Source organism: Puniceicoccus vermicola (assembly GCF_014230055.1).
Lineage (GTDB): Bacteria > Verrucomicrobiota > Verrucomicrobiia > Opitutales > Puniceicoccaceae > Puniceicoccus > Puniceicoccus vermicola.
On record NZ_JACHVA010000101.1, the window covers coordinates 249,776 to 271,418 of the forward strand.

A 21,643-nucleotide genomic window follows, 5' to 3' on the forward strand; every position below is an offset into this window, starting at 1 on the left:
CGATGGAAACCATCGACCCCAAGAGCTTCGTCGAAGAACAGGATCTTCCGGCGTTGAAAAAGCAGCAGATTGCGAATCTGGAGGAGCTCGGATACTCCCGTATCGGAGAGATGAGCACGTGCAATACGACTGATATTCGGTCGTCCCGAATCGGGGTGGGGTTTGAGACGCTGGACCGTTTCATGTTCGACCCGGACCGGGTCTATCCGCTCATGGAGAAGCTCGGAGCCAAGTGGGCTCGGGTGCAGACGGGGTGGAGTCGCTGTGAAACCGAGAAAGGGCGCTATGATTTTGCCTGGCTGGAGGAGATTGTGGACAACCTCCTCCGGGTCGGGGTGGAGCCTTTCTTTTGCGTCAGTTTCGGCAATCAGCTCTACATGCCGGATGTTCCACACGAATCGGCCGTGGGCTATGTGCCACTCTACTACGGCGAGGAAGGAAAAGCCGCTTGGGTGGATTACGTGCGAGCGCTTGGCGAGTGCTTTCGGGGCAAGGTGCGTTTCTGGGAAGTGTGGAATGAGCCGAACATTCCTCAGTTCTGGCATCCGTCGAAGCCGGACGGCGCGGAGTATGCGGAGCTGGTTAAAGTAACTGCGGCCGCGGTCCGGGAATCGATTCCGGATGCGAAGATCGTCGGTGGAGCCATGTCGAAGATGGACCCTCCTTTTCTCGAAGCGGCCCTGAAGGCCGGGTTGACCGAGGAGATCGATGTTTTCTCCTTCCATCCGTATCAGTCGGTTCCCGAGGCGAACTTGCAGAACATGCACGATCTGGTGCGGCGTTTGTTGAAGCAATATTCCGGAGGAAAGGTGATTGACGTCTGGCAGGGAGAGAATGGCTGTCCTTCGCAGACCGCGGGTCATAACGACGATTGGCTGGGTCTCTATGATACGGACGAGGTGGTCCAGGCCAAGTGGGTCGCTCGTCGGGTGCTCGCCGATTTGAAAGCCGGCTTCGATATGTCTTTGTATTTCCACGCCATCGATCTGATGGGGCGTCCGTATCGGCAAGCGGATGGGGGAGTCAAAAAGCCGGTGATGATGGGCCTTATCAACGGAGCGACCTACGAACCGAAGTATTCGTTCGAAGTGTTTCAGCGGGTTTGTTCTCTCTTTGATGATGAGAGTGAGCGGCGAGAGCTCTTCTATCGATTCCTCAATCCGGACGAGCAACATCCGCAGCAAAGTGGGGTGCTGGCGACGGCGATGGGCGTTTCGTTTGTGCGGAGCGGTTGTCCGCTCCTGGCCTTTTGGAATACGGCCGATCCCCAGCAGAAGATGCCGGCTCAGAGTATCGATCTCGTCTTCTGGTCGGACAGTGATCTTCAATTCGAGAAACCGGTTCTCGCGGACCTCATGACCGGGCAGGTGTACGATCTTTCCGGCCATGGCGAGCCGTTCATCTGCGATGATGCACACGTAGGGATGAAGTTCCGTCTTCCTTTTGCCGATTATCCGTTGGTCCTGACCGACGCTTCCCTGTTCCCCGAAATTAGCTGATTTATGAAAGTGGATACCATTCCCCATCTGAACTTCTCCGGTAAGACCGTTCTGGTCACGGGATCTTCCCGCAACCTGGGAAAAACGATTGCTGCCGCCTTTATTGAAACGGGGGGCCGAGTCATTCTTCACGGATCTGAAGAAAATCTGCGGTCGACGAAGAGCGAAATGGAGTCCGACTATCCGAAAGCGGAATTGTATTCGATCAGTTTTGACTTGGGTCAGCCGGAGGCGATTGAGAAAGCATTCGATCAACTTAAGTCCGAGGGGTGGATGCCGGATGTTCTGATCAACAATGCGGCCCATCTGGGGCTTGGAGAATCGGGTTTTCTCGAGCAGTCACCCGAATTCTTTCGAGAGGTCATTGAGGTGAACTTGTTCGGGGCTTTTCTCTGCTCGCAGATCGCTGCGCAGTATCTCAAGGATACGGGAAAGAAAGGTTCAATCGTTAATATCTCCTCCCTTGCGGGGCGCCGAGGTATCCACGGTCGCAGCGGCTACAATGTGAGCAAGGCCGCCTTGGATTCGATGACACGGTCGATGGCCCAGGAGTTGTCGGGGGATGGGATTCGGGTAAATTCGCTTGTCCTCGGCTATGTGTGGACGGAGCGCTGGAACCATCTCGATGAAGGAGTCGCGGATCGCCGAAAGGCGAATATTCCGAGTCACGCACCGAGCTCTCAGGAAGAAATCGCCCGCACCACGGTTTTTCTCGCCTCGGATTCCGCGCCAACTCTCGTCGGCTCCCAAATCGTCTTAGACGGGGGCATGGACATCCAGCAACTGCCAGCGACAGTTGCGGTGTAGAACGAAGAAGGCCGATACGGAATTCGGGAAGTAGGGCCGCAGCTTCAGCTGCGCCTCCGCGTTTGCCCCTCCGCCGTATACTCGGATGAGCCCTGGATTGAGTCTTAGCCGTTTCCGCAGATCCAGTCTCGTTGGAGAGGTAACGTCTGAGAGGCAGAATCCGTTTGCTGAAGCTACACGGTACGGGAAGTAGGGCCGCAGCTTCAGCTGCGCCTCCGCGTTTGCCCCTCCGCCGTATACTCGGATGAGCCCTGGATTGAGTCTTAGCCGTTTCCGCAGATCCAGTCTCGTTGGAGAGGTAACGTCTGAGAGGCAGGATCCGTTTGCTGAAGCTACACGGTACGGGAAGTAGGGCCGCAGCTTTAGCTGCGCCTCCGCGCCAGCCTCTCCGCCGGATACTCGGATGAGCACTGGATTGAGTCTTAGCCGTTTCAACAGATCCGGTACCGTTGGAGAGGTAACGCCTGAGAGGCAGGATCCGTTTGCTGAAGCTACACGGTACGGGGAAGTAGGGCAGCAGCTTCAGCTGCGCCTCCGCGTTTGCCCCTCCGCCGTATACTCGGATGAGCCCTGGATTGAGTCTTAGCCGTTTGAACAGATCCGGTCTCGTTGGAGAGGTAACGTCTGAGGGGCAGGATCCGTTTGCTGAAGCTACAAGGTTCGGGAAGTAAGGCCGCAGCTTCAGCTGCGCCTCCGCGTTTGCCCCTCCGACGGATATTCGGATGAGAACTGGATTGAGTCTTAGTTGTTTCAGCAGATCCGGACTCGTTGGAGAGGTAACGCCGGTGAGGCAGGATCCGTTTGCTGAAGCTACACGGTACGGTTTTGGGCAGACGGTTCAAACACTAGGCGAGACATCTGGATTGTTCGAATTCCAACCGTCTGGGAATATTTGCTCTGGGCGAGAGGATCTCTTTCTTGTCTTTGACAGCGAAGCAGAGAATGATCCGAGAACCTTATGATCGAAAATTGTTGTATTACCCTTCAGGAGCTGGGAGCTGAGCGTGCCGATTGGCAGGGCTTTCAAGGATGGATTCTTCCTTTGGGAGATATTTCCCTTCGAATCGTTCTACCCCGTGAATTTGCGGATGGGCGTCCGTGGTTCTGGAGGCCCGAGTTTTTTGAGCCTTTTGCCAATACGGATGTCATGCTCTTGGAGAAAGGGTGGGCTCGGGTCTTTTTGGATCTTCCCAACCACTATGGTTGTCCGAAAGCGGTCGAGCGATTTGAGGAGATGTATCAGTTTGTCACCGGCAAGCTGGGACTGGCCCCAAAAATGGGCATTGTCGCCCTGAGCCGCGCCGGGCTTTCGGCCTACAATTATGCATCCGAGCATCCGGACCACGTTTGTGGGATCTATGCCGACAATCCGGTTTGCGATTTCCGCAGTTGGCCTGGTGGCGCGGGAGTTGGTCCCGGAAGCGAGGGCGATTGGCAGAACCTTCTCGGTGTTTACGACCTTACAGACGAAGAGGCCCGGGCTTATGAGAAGCAGCCGCTGTCAACCAAAGTGTTGCAACCGATCGCGGAGGCCGGGATCCCGGTTTTTCACGTTTGTGGGGACAGCGACGAGACGGTTCCTTACGAGGAGAATACGGTCGTTCTTCGGGATCGCTTCAAGGAACTGGGAGGAAGCTACGAGGAGATTCTCAAACCCGGCGGCAAGCATCACCCTCATGGTTTGGAGGACCCCACGCCAGTTGTGAATTTTCTCCTTCGTAGTTTTTCTCGTCGTTAATTTCCTTCTGGAGTCTCGTCGGATGGGGTTCGGATTTTCCCAACGGCCTTCGAGCCGTGTTCAGCGGCTCAATGAATTCTTGCGGCGTCGATGAAGGAGGACTCCCATGATGGCAATCGGAGCGACGTAGAGGATCGTCGATGCTTCTGGGATTGAGGAGAATCCAAATTCGTCGAGGCCGAGAATCTCGCTATTCGTGCCGACGATCGTGATCTCCACGGATCCGACGGTTGCCGAGGTGGATTCGTATCCAAAGAAGAGAGAAGAGGAATCCGCGGGAGGAAACCCGACCGGGAAGGCCTGAGTGCTCAGGGCCCCGCCTTCGGTGTCGTAGAAGGTGACCGATAGGGAATCGAGATCATTCCAACGGTCTTCTGTGGAATTTAGAGTGAATCCTGCGGCCCTCACGGCGTTCACGGAGCTGTCGAAAATCGATCCATTCCAGTTTCCGAAATCAATCGTCAAAGTGGTGGAAACGGGCACGGTGGTGCTTCCTGCAGTGACTCGCATCGATGAGGATTCACCGGGAGCTGAAGAAAATGCGTAATTACTCGCGATCAGGGTGCCTGCCGAAGAGCTCGGGGTTCCCGAGAAGCTGAAACGAACGTCAGGAAGACTGCTGTCCGAGAAATTCATAATTCCATCGTTGCTTTGCAGTCCGTTGATCGTGGCATTTCCAGCCAACCAATCGGTGCCGGTATCTCCCCAGACCTGAACTGCTCCAAATTGGTCAGAGCCCCGAACGGCCGAAACGGAGGAAGCGTTGCTCGCTTCGACAAGCTTCGGGATCGTGTAGATGGTTCCGGTATCAGTCTGACGTGTCGGATTTTCCCATACATAAACTTGAGCAACCATTTGGGAGCAGATGCCGCTGGCAGCAAGGAGTGTCGAGGAGAGGAGGGAGGTTTTTACGAGGTTGTGCATAATTGGGGATGGATGAGGTTATGATGGTGAGATTCCGATCGGTGAACAATGGGTATGCCGGAACCGGATCGGATCGAGTTATTGAATGACTGTTTGGGAGTGAAGAGCGTGAGGTTGAATTAGCAAGTCGCTCGTTTTTGCACTCGTTCAAGTGCCCTTTGTTTGGGGGTTACTGCACGTCAAACTCGGTTTCCAGAGTCCAGTCGGTGACGGGCGCATCGGCTCTGATTTCGAGAACGGTATGAAGGTTGTTCTGAGAGCGGAACTTTAGGGTGTGGTCCGGATGTTTTTGTTCCTGAACGGTGATTCCGATGTTGGAGCGAATGGAGATTTGAACGGCTGGAAGTTCGAGCTTTTTCCCGTGATTGAGATTCTTCGTTGAGGACGGAACTCGGACCACGAATTGGCCGTTTTCTTCTTCGATCTCGAGTGGGGAATCGGAGGAGAGATGCCAGCGAATCGACGCAGGTTGTGCATCTGATTCGGAGGCGGTGAGGGTATCTTTGACGATAAGATTGCGGGTGCTCCATTCGAGGTGCCTTGTGTAGCTCTCCAATTGGTTGTAAACGGATTGGAGATCGATCGCCGCGATTCCTCCTTCTTCGCTCAGCCGGGTCACCTGAATTCCAGCAGGTTGTTTTGCAGGATAGATTTCTTCTCCCCAGAGGAGTACATTGTGGCCCATAGCAGAGTCGTAGTTCTGCTTCTTTTGAGGATGAGAATATCCGGGCGTTCCGCTTTCGATTAGGATGGGCACTCCATCGACAATGAAGTTCACATGTCCACGGTCGTGATGGTCATGAAAGTCGTCGACGTCTCCACCGCGAGCCCAGAGACCACTTGCATTTGTATTCCAGGAGCTTCGCCAAATGAGAAGAGAGGATTTTTCGAACACTCCCCAGAGGGAGGGTTGAACGGGTTGTGACGATTCTGCAAGGACGAGCAATCCCGAGAAATCAGGACTGGGTCCCTCAAGAATGTTATTGATGACCCACTGAAGTGAGGCATCGCCAGTGATTCCCGCTACGAAAGTGACATCGGGGCGTACCGCATTGACTTCTCCGGTCTGAGTGCGGAAACCGTCGAATGCATTCACGAGGTTTCCACCGGGTTGAAAGAAGAGGGCGATCCAGCCGGGAAGGTTCGTGAAGAATCTGTTTTTGGCGAACTGTTGATTCCCGGTCTCGTTCATAAAGTGATTCGCGAGAATGAGGGAGCGCATGCTCCAGGAGAGGGCGTAGATGTAGCCTTCGTTCATGGAGCCGTCGGATCCGGTATTTGCTAGGCTTAGGGTCAGACTTTTGAGCCCGAGTTCATAGGCGTCTTGTAAATCCTCTTCTCCGAGGGAAATCGCTCCGATCAGCATTCCGCTCGCGGGAACGATCCACTGGTTTGAGTGGGACGCTTCCTTTTGGACATACCAAGGAATCTCCCGCACCCAATGGTCGTAGGTCAGTTCGACTTCTTCCCGCATTCTTGTGCGGATGGATTCAACCAAGTCGTCGGGAAGGGTGTCCTCGGGAAGGATGTCGAAGACCAGGGCAAGGGTTTGAAGCATGGTTCCCGTGGCGAGCCAGACACCATCTCCCTCCGGGGGAAGCTCGTCTTTTCGGTGAGGAAGCGTCCATCCGGGGCGTTGGAATGGGGACCAAGTGGCGATCTCCTCCAGTTGTCGAATCATGTAGTCTTTGACTTCGGGAGAACCATTGATGCGATAGGTCGCTGCGAGGAGAGGAAGTTCTTCGAAAAGAATACGGGAGGCCCCCATGTCTCCGCTGGCGAGCGCGAACGGTTCTGCGGCATCGGGTTTCCGCTCGAGGAGGGATTTCCACTTGGCGCGACTGTCGGTTACGCGTTTCCCGCTGTTCGGTTCCATGTCGGCCACCGAATCGGCTCTCTCGAGAATCGGACCTTGGGCAATGGCTGCCGCTTTCTCAAGAATCTGAGTGGTCTCTACATGGGCACTTTCCGGGTGAATCGAATCGAGACGCTCGCCGAAAGATTGGGTTTCGGCACGGGAGGCTTGAGTGGATATGTGCATGGAGGCTACGAATGCGACGGACGCCCAGCGAAATAGTTGAGGAGGGGTGATCATGGAAAATCCTTTATGGTTGACTCGGGGCAAACCCCAATTCCTGAATTATTGTATTCGTTCAAATTGTTCGATTGAAAAGGGACCTTTCCCGACCTTTTCCTCTCCCACTACCACACCCCAGTACTCGCCCTGATGGCCGGAAAATCGACAAGAGTTACCCTGCAGGATATATCCGACAAGACCGGTTATGGTCGCTCGACGGTTTCGCTGGCGTTGCGGGATCATCCGAGCATCAAGGAATCGACTCGGAAGAAAATTCGCAGTGAGGCGGAGAAGCTTGGCTATCGACCAAACCCGTTGGTCTCGGTGTTGATGGCACAGCTTAAAGGGAAGCATAAAGATTATCGTGAGACGATTGCAGTCTTGGTAAAGACCGCGTATGTTGCCGAGCAGATGACAAGTGCGAGCCCGTTTTACGGGATGCTATACGATTCGATTAAGAAAAAGGCGGCCGAACAAGGATTCAGTGTCGACCTTTTCTGTGCTGATGAGTTGGGCGTGTCGGCGAGTCGGCTGAGTCGGATTTTTTTGTCCCGGGGAATTCACGGGGTGCTGATTTTTCCCGGTGGATCTACGGCTTCTGGGGAGCGCTTGGATATTCAACTGGACTGGCAGTATTTCGTCTCGGTTCTGGTGGGCTTTAACGGGAACTATCAGGAGCTGAATCAAGTGGTTCCAGACTACACCTATGATGTGAATATTGCGATCGAGATGTTGCACCGAAGCAATCGAGAGCGTGTGGGGTTTGCGATTCCGAAGAGCCGCAATCGGGGTTCGGATTATAACTGGATGGCTCGTTTTCTTCTTTATCAGCGGGAGCTTCCGGTGCGTCGGAGGATTCCGTTTGTCCCGGAAAAGGGGAGCGATTTTGGGAAAGAAGAATTCCTGGTATGGTTCCAGAAGCATACTCCGGACACGTTGTTGGTCGCGGGCGATGAAGTGCGAAATTGGCTCGAGGAGGCTGGGGTTTCCATTCCAGATGATGTTCGCCTGATCAATTTGGTGAAGCGGGGTGAGGCCGGTTTAGCGGGAATCGATCCGCAAACTTCCGAGGTTGGGGGCGCTGCGGTGGAATTGTTGATTTCGCTTTTGCAGAGCAATCAGTATGGGATCCCTCAATATCCTCGGACGATAGCGGTGAAGGGAGCTTGGAATCCGGGGAAGTCCTTTCCCGAACACTCATAGGCTTTAAGTTTACTCGTCACAATTGAACGGGTGCAGAGATCAGCCTGTTGCATCCGAGGGAGTAAATCCGAGGTTGTGGGGTCATGTCAGCGCCTCTCTGTCCCTCGAATTCCACCTCCGCACAACGGAGTCCCCACATTCTGTTGCGGTCCTCATGGCAGGCCGTCAATATCGGCGATATCGGTCACACGCCGGGAGTCCTTCACTTGTTGGAGATGTATTTTCCGGAGGCCCGCGTCACTCTTTGGACGAATCTGGAGGATGAGCGAGCTCTGCAGGAGCGATTCCCTCAAGTGGAGTTGATCCGCGGAGAGCTTGATGAAGCGGGCACGCATTCAAACCCGGATCTCCAGCGGATCTTTCGGGAGGCCGATTTCCTGCTTCATGGATCAGGTCCCGGAATTGTGGCCCGAGACGATTTGGTTGCCTGGTCGGCAATGACGGGCAAGCCTTACGGAATATTTGGCGTTACGGTTGATCCTCTGACGATTCCGGCAGAGGATGAACGAGGACCTGGAGAGGGAGGGAGTTTAGCGGAACAGCAGAAGCAGGTGGATGGTCTTCCTTCCTCGGATCTCTCGGAAAAATTGCGGAGAATCCTCAATGGGGCGGAGTTCGTTCTCTGCCGCGACTCTCTCAGTCTTCGGTATTTGCGCAGTCAGGATCTTTCGTGTGAGGTCTTGGATTTTACTCCCGATGGTGCTTTCGAGATCGACCTAAGGGAGGAGGAGGAAAGCGAGCGCTTTCTTGTCGGGAATCAATTGGAGAGCGGGCGCTTTCTCGCCGTTATTCCGCGATTGCGATATACTCCCTATCACAAAATCCATCGCCGGACTCCGACGGGCCGTGATCTTCGAGGAGCGAAGGTCAGTGAACGGTATCGGAAACACGATTTCGATTTGATGCGAGAGGTTGTGATTCGGTGGGTTCGAGAGACGGGAAGAAAGGTGCTGATCTGTCCGGAAATGACCTATCAGGTAGAACTTGGCCGGGAGGAGATCGTGGACCGACTGCCGGATGATGTTCGCTCTTCCGTGGTCTGGTTGCCATATTTCTGGTCTCCGGGGATGGCTTGCTCGGTCTATGCTCGATCAGAGGCGGTCCTGAGTATGGACAACCATTCGCCAATCTTTGCACTCTCGGTAGGCGTCCCTACGATTTTTCTTCGTCATGCGACGGATACGATTAAGGGTCAGATGTGGCCCGATATCGGAATGGACGACTGGTTCTTTGAGATGGATGAGACCTCCAGCGACGAAGTCGTGGAGTGTCTTTTGAAGATCCACCAAGACCGTGAATCGGCCCTCCGGTTTGTGAATGAAATTATGGTGCGGGTGCGAGAGGGACATCGCCAGTCGATGGCGATCGTGAGAGAGAAGGTTCTCGAAAGCTCGACGGCAGCTCCGGTTGAGAATCATCAGAATGTTTGAGTTCCGGCATATCCCCAGTGGGCTTCAGAGAATGGTTCAGAATATCTCATGGATTCTCTGCTCCGGAGTGAACCTGCGACGGGTTCGGCGATGTTGAACTTTGTCCTGCTTGTTTGATTCTGAAAAATACCTGAATTTTACTGTTTTCTGTTTTAAACTCTTTTTACCCCTTTCGATGACTACCTCTTTGCTCTCTTCTCGTGCGGTACCGCGTTGTTTCCTCGCGAGCATTTTTTTCTTCTCTGGGTGTCTGCTGTCAGGGAGAGCGGAAGAATTCATGGAAATGAAGAAGGACCTATCCTTGCGCCAAACGGCAAAAATCGTCTCGCAACCTGGTGGAGTCCGCGGGGTGGGGATGTTGATCGAGTATCCAGCGCCTGGTCCTCAGACGATGGAAGTGCGTTGGAGTACGTCGAAGCCGAGGAATGAGACTTATCCTCCAATCACTCTTGTTCGGGTGTTCTCGCCGAGCGGAGATCTCGTGGCTTTTCACGAATTCCCCGGCGATGAGAGCGGGATATTTGAAGCGGATTTGCCGATTCCAGAAGGGAGTGGGGGGATTTGGAGGATTTCTTTTTCAGGAGGGCGGTCTGGGGATTTGGTCGAAATCTGTGCTCCCAAATCCGATACTTGGGGAGTGCGGGGTGAGATGGGCCTGGGGGTGACTCCAGAAATGCCGCGTCCTGGTTATGTTTGGGTGCCGCCATCAGCCGAGGGTTTTCTGGTCGCTTTGGAATCAGGAAGCCCACGGGGATTCCGAATTCTGACCGAAGCAGGCGAAATTCTCACTGAGGGTATCCGGGAAGATTCTCCTCGTGGCATTGGCCGGGTGGAGGTCGATTCTCCAGAGCTGGATTCTGTGGTTCAGGTCGTTGTTCCAGAGCAATTTGCGGGAGGCCTGTTCTTTGAGGGGGTTCCCGGTTTGATCTGTCCTACCCCCGAAGCGGCGGAGCGCCTGAAAGGAGGATTGGTCGAGAGCCACGGGATCTGGGTCGGTGGACCCCTGCAGGCCCGGGCGCGTGACTGGATGGTTCGTCAAAGTGGAGAGATTGGGAATCCGAATCTTGATTTTTCAGAGATTGATCCTGAGGCGTTGGAAGAACCTCGATGGGACGCATTGGCTTATGGAAAATACGGTCCGATCAATAATCTGGGGGGGATCCTCGAGGCGCAAAATCGGAACCTTGATCCTTCAAGTCCCTGGTATGGGATCAGTGCTCCTGACGGCTACCTCGAAGGGGAACCTACTTGGCAAAACTTTCGTTATACGAAGCGGTTGGCCTGGATGGACGCGTCGGCTATCGCTTCCGCCGTCGCGTTCGATTCCGAGGGGAACCCAGCGTATGGCAATGAAGAGTTGATCCGGAGAGCCACTTTGTTCGCATTTTTCCACATCGCTTCGATGCAGGGAGATGATCTTCTGCGCGATAATGACTTGTATGAAACGACTCATCCGATCGTGCTCACTTTCTTCATCTATCCGGGAGCTCTTTCTCAAGCATACTGGGAGTTGGAGCCATGGCTCTCTCCGGAGGTTCGTTCGATCTGGAAGCAGGGGATGATGGCGGTTGGAGACAAGTCGGCCGATTTTACCGGTTATATGTCCAACCAGTGGGCACATATGATGAGAGGGCATCTGGAGGTCTTTCTTGCGACCGGAGAGGAGCGTTTTCTTGATTACTTCGAGAGAATGATGACCGCGTATCTGGAAGGGGCACACGGCGTGAATTCGAATTTTGGACAGCATCCGGCGGGTTACTTTCTAGAGAACGGTGGACCGGACGGGAACTATGATCGGCTGAACACCTATTGCTTGGTGTCCTCCTATTGGGAATACCAAGAGTTGCCTGAAGCCGATCCTGAGATTGTGGATATGATGCGGGAAGGGATTGAAAAGAACTTGGAGTTTCGAAAGTTCTTTTGGCTTCCTCAGCCTTCCGGCCGTTTGCATTCGCCCACTTCGATGAATTGCCGAACTCAGGGGCCGTTCGCGGGGAACGGATATCCGGGAGATATGATGAGCCGGTCGGAATTTCCGCTTGGCGCGGCCCGCTTCGATCTCGTGAAAGGCAGTGAAGACGACGAGCCCGGGGAGGCATGGACGTTTTCCTATCTTGCAAAAAGCGATGGGCAGGCCGTGAATGTCATCAAAGAGGGAATACGTCGCGGGATCCATGCCGAGGCTCCCGGGAAGTCTGCCCGGGGACTCTGGCTGCCTTATTTGGCCCAAGCTTTCTCCTTGCCGGAGAAGGTCGGGGCAGCCTCCTTGCCGTTTGAAGAAAACGATCGAGTTTGGGATCTTCCGGGGCTTTTCGCTTGGAATCTGAATCGCATCTACGGAGTCGTTTTCTATGAGGTGCCCGGTTCGACGCGAGATCTGGGGCTGCTGGCGGGGGGCGGACCGACTGTGCTCTGGAGTCCGGAGGTCGGCACTTTCCTGGCGTCGATGCAGCCTTCGAGTCCAGTTGCCAATCGAGCCGTCAAGAATGCCAAGGATTTCACCTTTAGCTGTGTGTATCGAGAGACGGCGACCGGATCCCTTGCCTACAATGCACAAGAGCCGGTCGGGAGGGCGGAGACGAGCGGTGAGAACTTGACCGAATTCGTTTCCCGGTTGGGAGAGGACACCGATCTGCGGTGGAACTATCAAGAGGAGCCGGATGGTTTGAGACTTGGTGTGTCGTTGGAGACGAAAGGAAGTTCGGATGACAATCGATTGAATCTGCCGATTCTGGTCTCGGAAGAGGCAAGAGTGCGAATCTCGGAGGATCGGTCATCGCTGAGTTTTCACCGGGGATCGGGGCGAGTCCGGATTTCCTGGAATTCCGATCAATCCGGAATCCTGGAAACGTCGGCGTTGAAGGAAATTCGAAGATTGGTGATTCCCTTCCCGCGGGACGGGGAGCCGCTGACGCTGCAATTTGCGGTGGAGGATGAATGGGGCGATGAACCTCAAAGTGAAGCTGCGCCATGAGAAAATTCGCCTTCGAAACTTGGGGTCGCGACTCGGATCCCGACCCTCGCAGAGGGTTTGCTCTCATTACGGCCCTCGGGATGATGGGACTGATGCTGCTCCTTTTGGTCACGCTTTACACGCACCTCAACGTGGAGGTGCGGACTTCTCGAGGTGATCAATCGATTCGTTCCGCGCGTGAGAATACCATCCTTTCTCTTTCGGTGGCCTTGGGTCACTTGCAGAAATTTACCGGCCCGGATCAGGCGGTCAGTGCGCGTTCGGACCTGATCAAAGGGGATGATCCCGCGAATGATAATTTACCGGATTATTGGACGGGAGTTTGGGATGAAAGTGGGGCGGTTCAGACTTGGCTGGTAAGCGGAAATGAAGGCGATCTGCCGCTGGAGTGGAATCCGGTCAGTGGTGGAATAACCTTTGCCGCTGGGGAATCCGCAGTTCTCGTGACGGAGACGGAAGCGGGGCAAGGGGACGAAGTAGTCGTTCCGCTGCAATCGATCCTTGAAAATGGAGAGGATGCGGGTTCGTTTGCATTTTGGGTGGGCGATGAAGGAATCAAAGCCAAGGTGAACGTAGTCGGACGCGCCTCGCAGGGGGCGATCAATGAAGGATTGTTGTATCCTCAGGTTTTTGGAATTCAGGAAATGCGTGATCTGGGCTGGTTCGATCCGGAGGCGACGAAGACAAGGGACCTTGTCGGGCTGGAAGAAGTTGAGCAATGGGCGACGACATTCGGGCAGGATGAGGTGTTGCCACTACATTTCCATAATCTGTCGGCTCATGGTCACGGAGTTCTGGCCGATACGGTGAGGGGCGGTTTGAAAAAGGATCTTACCGCGGGTTTACGGCCGGGGGCTGCGGATGGACCCAGTGGTTCGATTTTTGGCCCCCAGCTGGATGACGCCCCAACCCTGAGGGATCCGGGAGGACCGGCTTGGAGTCAATTGGAGTCGTGGGTGCAGGCTTCCTACGCGACTGGGAATTCGCTGCCGGTTCGGGCTTCGACCGATACTTCGGTGGGCTTTTTCCCTGTATTGGCGGGATTTCAGAACTATCTTTTTCCGACCTTTAATCCGGACGGGACAGTCGACATGCACATGTCTCCAGCGGTCGTTCTGTGGAATCCCTATGATCGACCGCTCGAGCTCACGGATTACGTGATACGGGCGGGGAGGTCCTCGAGTTTGACCCTGAACGCAGGGTTGGTGGATCTGGCGGATTTTTTCAATAACTGGTATCTCCGCCTGCAGTCGGGTGAAGACGGGGATGGCGATCCCGTATACGAGTATCTTCCGGGATCCGGCGAATCAGGTTCTTTCTCCCCGACTCGGTATGAAATGAGATTTACGCCAGAACGAGAGCCCTTAGTCTTTCGGATTCCGGGAGTGGTTTTGGCTCCGGGAGAGTCGAAGGTATTCAGTCCGGATGCAGGGCACGAAGCATACGCCTTCGAAGGCGATCCGGGAAGCAATGACTTGGTGGAAGGTTTTCGTCCCGGTTGGAGCTTCTATTTCCCCACGGGACGAACCCTGAACACGGATACCGATTCAGGAAGTCAGTACCGTCATTATCTGACGAGTATCGAGCAGTCGCGAATCCAGTCGATCCAGCTCCGTCGGGAGACGAGCGACGAAGGGGAAGAGGTGTTGGCGGATGTGCTCTACCTGAACTACCGCTTTCCGGGAGCCATTGGGGCGCCGGCGGCGGAAATGCGGGCCAAACCATCGATCCCCCTCGCACCAGCCGAGGCAATAGGACCTCGTGTGCTGCGGACCTATGTCGAAAACGATACGGATCGACCGCTGGTGGCTCGGGTGAAGTGGTTGGGCAATCACAATCCGCGCGCCTCGACGATGGGGGCAGACCCTCTTCATTTTCATACATTCTCCGGATCGGATCTGGTCCGAAATCCTTCGGTGATCAGCATGTTGGAGAGTAATGCCGACTGGCAATTGATTCATGAGAGAACGGATAGTCGGGTCCCGGTGGGTTTGTCCGATTTCGGAGTGGTGGAGAACGCGGTGTTGTTTGAAAGCTCTCCGGGCTTTGACAGGCTCTATTCAGTGGGGCAATTGATGCAGGCACCTCTCTACCGTTGGAATCCACCGGGGACTGTCCCCACTGATACCATCGATCGGCTCAGATTGAGAAATGATCATGCCCGTTTTGACAATCTGATTCCGGCGTATGCGGTCGGGAATAGCGTTGCGGACCCACGAATACCTCTCGATTCGTCCTTCGTGGAGTGGGAATCGTTTCCCCCGGCTTCGGCGGGATCGTTCGTGGATTTTCAGGGGCTTCACTACGACTATTCCTATTTGCTGAATGAGAGTCTTTGGGATGCCTATTTCTTTTCCACTCTTCCGGTCACCGGAACCATCGTCCCTGCGAACGGAAGGTTGGTATCCTCTGGCGTCGGGAACGGGGCAATTATCGGAGGTTATTATACTTCGGCTTCGGAACTGATGATAGATGGTTCGTTTAACGTCAATTCCACTTCGGAAGAGGCTTGGATCGCACTGCTTTCCTCATTTTTCGGTTCGGATGTAGAACTTCAGTCCGGAGTGACGGATCCCGCTGGTGGATCTCCGGGAGTTCCGGTCCTGCGGACTGAAATCCCGGTCGGCTCCGCGGTCGACGGAGCTTACAGTGTTGAGGACGAGGATGCTTACGACGGTTACCGGAAGTTGAGTCGGGATGAGATTGCGAACCTTGCCACTGCAATAGTCGATGAAATTGAGTTGCGAGGACCGTTTCCTTCACTTGCGGGTTTCGTCAATCGGCAACTCGATCCGGGCTTGGGACAAGGGCCACAGTTGAAAGGGGCGCTCGCCGCAGCGATTGACGCTGCAGGCATCAACGATGGACTTCAGGATATTTCCGTCGAGGCGGAGCCAAGTGGATTCGCGGGGTTCATTGCTGCGGCGGAACGCGGTTGGCGGACGGAGGGAATTCCGGGTTGGTTGACCCAGGCGGATCTCTTTGCCCGCTTGGGAAGCGTGCTTTCGGCTAGATCAGATACGTTTCGGATTCGTGGTATGGGCGTGGCCAACAAAGACCTAACCGAGGAGAATGCCGTGAAGATGTGGGGAGAGTTGATCGTGCAGCGCGTTCCCGACTTTGTTGATAGTGCGAATATTCCAGAGACTCCCTGGGATGGGAACGAAGCCATGGTGCGAGGGATTCCAGCACTTAACGAAGTCAATGAGCAGTTTGGTCGAGCCTACCGGGTCGTAGGGTTTCGTTGGTTGGAGGAGGGTGAGTTATGAGCAGGGCGTTACGAACTGGGTGGATTCTCGTGTCTCTTCTTCTTTTGGGAGGCACTTTCCTGAGGGCGGAAACTCCGATCGTGGAAGTCAAATTTCAGGTATACTTGTTAAGCCAGCCCTCTGCTCGTATTGAGGCCGCGGCACCCGATGATGGGGGAGGGACCCAAATGCGTAGCTATAAGCCGACTGAGATTCTCTATCGGAATCCGGGAAAGGATTCGTGGGAAGAGATCGAAGTTTCGGTGGGTCGTCTATCCCGGGAGCTTTTGTATGAAGGCCCGCCTGAGATTTCTCTCTATTGGGGAGATCCGTCTCGGAGGATGAAACTGGGCGCGGTGCGGGTTCCGGAAGGCGTTCGACGACTGCTCATCCTGATCATGCCAGACCGGAGTAGTGGTCCGGGGGTTCACCTGATCCCAATCCCATTTTCAGGAAACGAGATCGCCGGCGGGGAGGGTCGTTTTCTGAATCTGGGAACCGAAGACCTCGCGAGCCGCATTGGCGGAGATATGAAGGTCCTTTCCTTTGGTGAGTCCGTGTCAGTCGATCTGGGACAGGTTCAGGACTTTTATCTTCCTGTACAGTTTGCGGTGATGGATCCTACAGGGGGATGGACAGTGAGGCATTCCGAGAAACTGATCGTTCAGCCCGAGTTGGGGTATCTTTTTGTCATCTACAGTGTTCCGGGGCTGCGGGATCGTCTGAGGATTCTGAAGCTGGAGGTCCCGAAAAGGGCGGATGATTTCAGCCCTTCGGAATCGGTGGGTTGAGGCTTAGTTTTCCAAAATAGGTTTTTGGGGCTCAGCTCGGGCCAGTCGGCGAGACAGCTGGTCCCGGTAGAGAGACTGGGGAACCAAGGTGTCTCCACGGCCTACGCCCTCGACCCAGTCGGGCTCTTTAGTGTCGACGGAGTCCCTGCGGACTTCGAAGGCGGGGCCACTGGTTCCGATGACATAGCCTTTTCCCGTTTGGTCCGTGTTGATGATGAATGAATTGTCAGGATCGTACCACGACGGGCGGTATTGTTTGCCAGTGGTATTCCAGATCACGGTTTCGGTGGTGCCGAATCCATGGTCGGGGCCGCGAAAATGAGCCTCGATGATGCAGCGGTCGACCGTAATGCTGTCCATAAGATTCGCGGGCGAAAGCCACATGTGCCAGTCCGCTCCGATACTATTGGAGAAACTGCATTCCAGGATGACGTTTCCAGCAGTGGATCGGAATCGATGGGAGATCGGGCGTCGAAAGCGGTCGATACTGGTTTGCTCGACGAGGCAGTCCTGTCCTCCCATTGATATGCCGTACCCATTGCCACCGCCGCCGACAAACGCGGTATTCGCTAGATGACACCCCGTGACCGTGATCTGGCGAGACCAGTCGAGGGCGAATCCATTGGAAAGGAGGTGGACTGCTTCGCGGTTGGATTCGGGGCGGTAGGTGTGGACGTCGCGGATCCAGCTGTTGGCGACATGCTCAAAGTGGATCAGATAGGAAGCATGGAGGCCGTAGAGGGAGCTGGTTTCGGAGTTGAGAAGCTGTTTCCAGTCTCCGTGTTCGATTCCGTTGCTGAAATAGATCCAATCTTCGACATCGTTGCCACCCGGTGCATTGCCTTTGCGCGTGGCGCTGTTTGCCGCAATGGAGGGGTCTAGGATCATCCCGATCGAGAGGTGCTCGATTCCCACTTCTTCCAACAGCGGCTGAATCTTGAAGATTCTCAGATTGGCGTCTGCCCGAAGATTGGTATGGACGGGAATATCGAAGGTCAGAGTATTCGTTTCCCGCTCGATCCCGATGATCTTGCGGGGATAGATTTGACCGAGATTCAGTTTCTGCAATCGACTGAAGATTTCTCTGGGAGCGAAGGAATCGATGAACTGTTGGGTGACGTCTTCCCGGATGCTTACGGTGTCACCGATTGCAAATTTGTCGACATCATCGATCTGTAGCGTTGTTGCTCCCTTCGGGATGTCCTGCTCGAGAGGAGTGGTCTCGGACTTTGGGACAAACCAGAGCGGAGGGCCGTTTTGCCGGATCCGAGGCGATACGTGAAAAATGCTCGTGGTCCGCATCATCGGATCATCGTTGAACAGATGGGTCTTTTTCGGACCCGCTCCACGAACAACGAGGTTGCTGGTTTGGATATGAAATACCGTCCTTTTTCTTCCGTCGATGTATGGGGTTTGCGGGGAGATGCGAAATACTCCCTCTGGAATGAATACGACTCCGCCACCAGCTTGGCTTGCGGCTTCAATGGCGCCTTGAATTGCCGTGGTGCTGTCCCGAGTTCCGGTTGGGTCGGCGAGGAATGGGGCTTCGGTTACGTCGAATACCGGTTCCCGGGAGTTCGCAATGGGGAGAGGTTTTTGGCCGGAATGATAGCCAGCATACGAGAAATCATTCAGGGAGTATCCATCGAGAAAAACCTTTCCTGGCTCCCAATCGACGGGGTAGAGCTCCGACCGCCATTCAGAGGATGACGATGGGGCGGTGGGTGCATCGGATGCAAAGAGAGAGGCAGCAGTGGCAAAGAGGGCCGTAAGGGCGAGTGGGATGGAGGATTTCATGAACGGGGGTCTGAAAATAGGTTCTTCTCAGAGTTCTGGCCCGAATTCTTTCTAGCCTCAATCGCCGGGTTTTTGAACTCGTTTCATGGAGCTCACGTGATTTTGTGGAATCAGTGACTTGGTTTTCCGGAGACGGTTCTTTAGATTCATTGTTTTTATGACCCAATCCAATACTCTTGATTTTGCCGCTTTTGCCAAACGAGCCGAAGCGGGTGAACGTTTAACTGTGACTTTCTTTGGGGGAAGCCTGACTTGGGGCGCGCAAGCGACGGATCCCCTGAAAACCTCGTATCGCGCCTTGATCGGGAAAAAGATGCAGGAGCGCTATCCGGAGGCCCATTTTACTTTTGTCGACGCGGCGATTGGTGGAACCGGCTCCCAACTGGGGGCATTCCGCTTGCAGCGCGATGTGCTGGCCCATGAGCCGGATTTGGTCTTTTTGGATTTTACCGTCAATGATGGGGCCTCGAAGATTCCCGAGGACGATCGGCTCTCCTCCTACGAATCGATCATTCGCAGGATGGTGTCGGCTGGTATTCCCGTGGTTCAGATGCTTTTGGCTGTAAAGGTCGATGTGGAGAAGGTCACGGACCGTCCCCTGGACGCCCTTCATCGGGAGATTGGGGAGGCCTACGGGCTGCCCGTGGGCGACGCGGTCGCGGTGATGCGGGCGGCGGTCAATTCGGGCGAGGTGACTCCGGAGGAGTTGTGGGATTTGCCGTACGATTCGACGCATCCTGGCGATGCGGGGTATGCTCTCTATGCCAAGGCTGCTTGGGGTGCTTATTCTTCTGCCGTAGAAGAGAAGCGGATTTGTCAGGTCCCAGAGGCGATGGTGCATACAGACCGTTATATGCGGATCGACCGCTTCCCGCTCTGCACTTTGGAAAATTTGCCGGAAGGCTGGAGCCGGGGAGTCCCACGCCGGGACGCCATTGCCTTCGACTTCATCTGCTCGCGTTGGATGGACGACTTGGCCATTGCTAGCAGCAAAGAGGGCAAGGCTCCCCAGCCTCTGATGCTTTCGTTCGTCGGGGAATCCATTCTTCTTTTCGGTGAGGGAACTCAGAGGTCCGGATCTTTTGAAATTCGCATCGATGAAGGTGAGCCGCAGGAGTATCCGACCGTATGCGCGGGAGGAAGTATGCGCTACTTGCAGATCGTAGCCATGGACCTGAAGCCGGACGTAGCCCACACGATCTCGATCCTTCCAAAGTTGAAGGGAGACGAAGAGCTTCGATTGGAGAGCGTCTGTATTGCCGGTGGCCAAGTGCTCGTCGACGGGTAGGGGCGAGTAAGGCCTCTCGAATAAAGAACTTAAACCCTCTCAAGGATCTAATAGCATATGCAGGCAATGGACTGGCTGAAAGAGGCCGTAATCTATCAAATCTACCCTCAGTCCTTCCAGGATACCAACGGGGATGGGATTGGCGACTTTCAAGGGATCATCAAGCGGCTGGACTATATCCGCAGCATCGGGATCAACACCATCTGGTTGAATCCTTGTTTCGATTCGCCGTTTGGGGATGCGGGTTACGATATTCGTGATTTCTATAAGATCGCACCCCGGTATGGCACCGAAGAGGATTTTGAGGAATTGGTAAAGGAGGCGCACGCGCGGGAGATTCGGGTCGTACTGGATTTCGTGGCCGGCCACACCTCGATGGACAATCCCTGGTTTCAGGCCGAAGCTGAGAAACCGCATTCGGCGGATTCGAATCGCTACATCTGGAGAAATCGGGATTTCGACCCGGCTACCGGACCGCAGAAGGGCGACTTCGTCTCCAATTTCTTTTGGTATCAGCCGGCGCTGAATTTCGGGTATTCCGAGATCACCGAGCCTTGGCAGGATCCGCTGCACGCCCCCGGGCCGCAGAAGAACCGGGAGGAGATGCGAAAAATTCTCGCCTATTGGTTCGATCGCGGGTGCGACGGGTTCCGGGTTGATATGGCAGGTTCGTTGGTCAAGCCGCAGGATACTCCCGCGTCGGTTGAGGCAACCAAAGCAATTTGGCAGGAAGTCCGCGCATGGATGGATGAGGCGTATCCTGATCGGGTCTTACTCTCCGAATGGAGTTTTCCCAGTCGGTCGATCAATGCCGGTTTCCATCTCGACTTCATGTTGCATTTCAACACTCCGGGGTATTCGTCCTTGTTTTTCAACGGCAAGGGCACGCTGGCGCCTCCGAAGGATCAGGCCTACTGCTATTTTGACGCCGAGGGGCAGGGGAGTCTCGATGTCTTTTTGAAATCGTACTCCGAGCAGCGGGAAGCAACCCGAGGCAAAGGGTTGATCACCCTCCCGGTCGGCTGTCACGATTTTCAGCGTCTGCGGTGCGCCCCCCGAGGTTGGGATGAGCTGCGGTGTGCCTGGGTGTTCTTTATGACCCAAGCCGGACCGCCGACCATTTACTATGGTGAGGAAATCGGGATGCGCTTCGTCGAAAACCTGGAGCCAAAGGAGGGATCGACCTTAGCCGGAATTACTGCGGTCAACGCCGGAACGGATCTCGGGGAACGCGCCGGGACGAGGACGCCGATGCAATGGGATGATTCGAAAAATGCGGGTTTCTCCACCGCTCCTGCCGAGCGGTTGTATTTTCCTATCGATCCCGACGAGGACCGACCGACCGTGGAGTCACAGGACAAGGATCCCAATTCCCTGCTCAATTTTGTCCGTGAACTGATTCGTCTCCGCAAGGCAAACCCTGTGCTGGGAACCGATGGCGAGTTTACCTTTTTGAATACAACCGAGCAGCATTATCCTTTCGCCTATTTGCGCGAGTTGGATGGCGCGCGTTGCCTCGTCGTTATCAATCCATCTCGGCACGCGCGCTCGGTCGATCTCAGGGTCGCGGGAGAGCCCTGTGAGGTTCTTCTGGGTCAAGGATGTGTCTGCGAGCGTCATGGTGAATCCCTCTCCGTTACGGTCGCAGGACATGGATTCGGGATCATTCCGTTGCGCTGATTTTTCGGTTCGAGCCAAGGAGTCTCATTTCCGAGGCAGCTTCCCGTGGAGAGGAATGGTGAGAGCCATTTCTAAGGATTGGCTTTGGGGGAATCAGACTTCTCGGGAGCCTCCCGAAATCGCTATCGCGCTTCCGCTCCGATAGATCCATTGTCTTTGTGGTCATCCGCGGAGAGGAATGGCGAGA

13 protein-coding genes are annotated in these 21,643 nt (G+C 54.9%); 10 read left to right on the top strand and 3 right to left on the bottom strand.

Features of this window, described 5'->3' with window-relative positions:
* The first annotated feature begins 2 nt into the window (after window positions 1-2).
* The 3 genes from H5P30_RS13165 to H5P30_RS13175 all read left to right on the top strand — a co-directional run bounded on the left by H5P30_RS13165 (window position 3) and on the right by H5P30_RS13175 (window position 4,044).
* On the top strand, window positions 3-1,499 hold the full coding sequence (locus H5P30_RS13165) for a GH39 family glycosyl hydrolase (RefSeq protein ID WP_185693392.1): 1,497 nt from the start codon (window positions 3-5) through the stop codon (window positions 1,497-1,499).
* A gap of 3 nt (window positions 1,500-1,502) precedes the next feature.
* Window positions 1,503-2,306 (top strand): SDR family NAD(P)-dependent oxidoreductase, encoded by an 804-nt coding sequence (locus H5P30_RS13170; RefSeq protein WP_185693393.1) that lies wholly within the window; start codon window positions 1,503-1,505, stop codon window positions 2,304-2,306.
* 958 nt (window positions 2,307-3,264) lie between these two features.
* On the top strand, window positions 3,265-4,044 hold the full coding sequence (locus tag H5P30_RS13175) for an alpha/beta hydrolase family protein (RefSeq protein ID WP_185693394.1): 780 nt from the start codon (window positions 3,265-3,267) through the stop codon (window positions 4,042-4,044).
* 60 nt (window positions 4,045-4,104) lie between these two features.
* Here the strand turns inward: H5P30_RS13175 and H5P30_RS13180 are convergent, their stop codons facing one another.
* Window positions 4,105-4,968, bottom strand: coding sequence for a hypothetical protein (locus H5P30_RS13180; protein ID WP_185693395.1), 864 nt, complete (start codon window positions 4,966-4,968; stop codon window positions 4,105-4,107).
* A 169-nt stretch (window positions 4,969-5,137) separates the two neighbouring features.
* Window positions 5,138-7,063, bottom strand: coding sequence for a heparinase II/III domain-containing protein (locus tag H5P30_RS13185; RefSeq protein WP_185693396.1), 1,926 nt, complete (start codon window positions 7,061-7,063; stop codon window positions 5,138-5,140).
* Between the two features lie 132 nt (window positions 7,064-7,195).
* Between H5P30_RS13185 and H5P30_RS13190 the strand changes: the two genes are divergently transcribed.
* From H5P30_RS13190 to H5P30_RS13210, 5 genes are all read left to right on the top strand, one after another.
* Window positions 7,196-8,248, top strand: a complete 1,053-nt coding sequence (locus tag H5P30_RS13190) for a LacI family DNA-binding transcriptional regulator (RefSeq protein WP_185693397.1) — start codon at window positions 7,196-7,198, stop codon at window positions 8,246-8,248.
* 83 nt (window positions 8,249-8,331) lie between these two features.
* Entirely contained in the window at window positions 8,332-9,678 is a 1,347-nt protein-coding gene (locus H5P30_RS13195) for a polysaccharide pyruvyl transferase family protein (protein ID WP_185693398.1), read from the top strand.
* A gap of 283 nt (window positions 9,679-9,961) precedes the next feature.
* Window positions 9,962-12,652, top strand: coding sequence for a hypothetical protein (locus H5P30_RS13200; protein WP_185693399.1), 2,691 nt, complete (start codon window positions 9,962-9,964; stop codon window positions 12,650-12,652).
* Window positions 12,649-15,921 (top strand): hypothetical protein, encoded by a 3,273-nt coding sequence (locus H5P30_RS13205; RefSeq protein ID WP_185693400.1) that lies wholly within the window; start codon window positions 12,649-12,651, stop codon window positions 15,919-15,921. The genes H5P30_RS13200 and H5P30_RS13205 overlap by 4 nt, the downstream gene beginning before the upstream one ends.
* 80 nt (window positions 15,922-16,001) lie before the next feature.
* Window positions 16,002-16,691, top strand: a complete 690-nt coding sequence (locus H5P30_RS13210; protein ID WP_185693401.1) for a hypothetical protein — start codon at window positions 16,002-16,004, stop codon at window positions 16,689-16,691.
* A gap of 3 nt (window positions 16,692-16,694) precedes the next feature.
* Here the strand turns inward: H5P30_RS13210 and H5P30_RS13215 are convergent, their stop codons facing one another.
* Window positions 16,695-18,488, bottom strand: a complete 1,794-nt coding sequence (locus H5P30_RS13215; RefSeq protein WP_185693402.1) for a glycosyl hydrolase family 28-related protein — start codon at window positions 18,486-18,488, stop codon at window positions 16,695-16,697.
* Between the two features lie 157 nt (window positions 18,489-18,645).
* On the opposite strand from H5P30_RS13215, the gene H5P30_RS13220 reads away from it, so the two are divergent.
* Window positions 18,646-19,776 carry an SGNH/GDSL hydrolase family protein gene (locus H5P30_RS13220; RefSeq protein ID WP_185693403.1) on the top strand — a complete coding sequence of 377 codons (1,131 nt, stop codon included), beginning with the start codon at window positions 18,646-18,648 and terminating at the stop codon, window positions 19,774-19,776.
* 66 nt (window positions 19,777-19,842) lie between these two features.
* Complete coding sequence (locus H5P30_RS13225) at window positions 19,843-21,456, top strand: alpha-amylase family glycosyl hydrolase (protein ID WP_221774362.1); 1,614 nt, start codon at window positions 19,843-19,845, stop codon at window positions 21,454-21,456.
* Window positions 21,457-21,643: the final 187 nt, after the last annotated feature.